This window comes from Candidatus Accumulibacter vicinus, assembly GCF_000584955.1.
In the GTDB taxonomy this organism is placed as follows: Bacteria; Pseudomonadota; Gammaproteobacteria; order Burkholderiales; family Rhodocyclaceae; genus Accumulibacter; species Accumulibacter vicinus.
In genome coordinates this window covers 52,963-54,269 of record NZ_JDSS02000011.1, presented here as the reverse complement: position 1 = coordinate 54,269, position 1,307 = coordinate 52,963, and the positions used below count along the sequence as shown (strand labels likewise).

At 61.0% G+C, this 1,307-nt stretch carries 2 protein-coding genes; both read left to right on the top strand.

Translation table 11 applies throughout. The features are described 5' to 3' along the window. Positions 1-164: 3D domain-containing protein (locus tag CAPSK01_RS21640; protein WP_273703004.1), on the top strand; the 164-nt coding region annotated here is incomplete at its 5' end. Between the two features lie 179 nt (positions 165-343). Further along, a partial coding sequence (locus CAPSK01_RS03060; protein ID WP_034922333.1) for an ammonium transporter occupies positions 344-1,307 on the top strand: 964 nt, incomplete at its 3' end.

Here is a 1,307-nt window from a genome sequence, read left to right as displayed (position 1 = left end):
TGCGCCGTCTTGTGCTGGCGCAGGATACCGGCGGCGCGATTCGCGGCGTCGTACGCGCCGATCTGTTCTGGGGCTTCGGTACGCAAGCCGGCCATCAGGCCGGTCGAATGAAGCAGCCAGGGCAGATGTGGGTTCTCCTGCCGCCAGGCGCTGCACCAAAATAGGCCGGATAGGGTGCAAGCCGGTGCATTTGACTCCTTGTTTTGGTGCGCGAATGAGCCATATTGCACCATAGTAGTGCGTCAAGATGACCAAGAATGCGCGCAAGTCATTGAATCCAGAGATGGCCTGACCCTGGAACAGAAATTGCTTGATGGCTTCGACCCGATATTCCGGAGGAGCCATGGAAGTACTCAAGTCTGGTAGTGACGTTCTCTTCATCTTGCTCGGTGGCATCATGGTGCTGGCGATGCACTCGGGCTTTGCCTTTCTCGAACTGGGAACGGTACGCAAGAAGAGCCAGGTGAACGCGCTGGTCAAGATCCTGACCGATTTCTCGGTATCGACGATTGCCTATTTCTTCATCGGCTTCAGCATCGCCTACGGGATCAACTTCTTCGCCGGCGCCGAAACGCTGCTGCAGAAGAATGGCTTCGAGCTGACCCGATTCTTCTTCCTGCTGACCTTCGCGGCAGCGATCCCGGCGATCGTTTCGGGCGGCATCGCCGAGCGTGCCAGGTTCTACCCGCAACTGGCCGCGACCTTTCTGATCGTCGGTTTCATCTATCCCTTCTTCGAAGGCATTGCCTGGAACCAGGCCTTCGGCCTCCAGGCCTGGCTGAAAGCCCGCTATGGGGAGGAATTTCACGACTTCGCGGGGTCCGTTGTGGTGCATGCGATGGGCGGCTGGATCGCCCTGCCGGCAGTGCTTCTGCTCGGCGCACGCTACGGACGCTACACCAAGGAGGGGCGAATTTCCGCGCACCCGCCATCGTCGATCCCGTTCCTGGCGCTTGGCGCCTGGATTCTGACCGTCGGCTGGTTCGGCTTCAACGTCATGAGCGCGCAGACGATCGACAAGATCTCCGGCCTGGTGGCAATGAACTCGCTGATGGCAATGGTCGGCGGCACGCTGGTGGCCATGGTTGCGGGCAGGAACGACCCCGGCTTCGTCCATAACGGTCCGCTCGCCGGTCTGGTCGCGGTCTGCGCCGGCTCTGACGTGATGCATCCGATCGGCGCACTATTCGTCGGCAGTGTCGCCGGCGGCTTGTTCGTGCTGATGTTCACGCTGACCCAGAACCGCTGGAAGATCGACGACGTCCTCGGCGTCTGGCCGCTGCATGGTCTTTGCGGCGCCTGGGGCG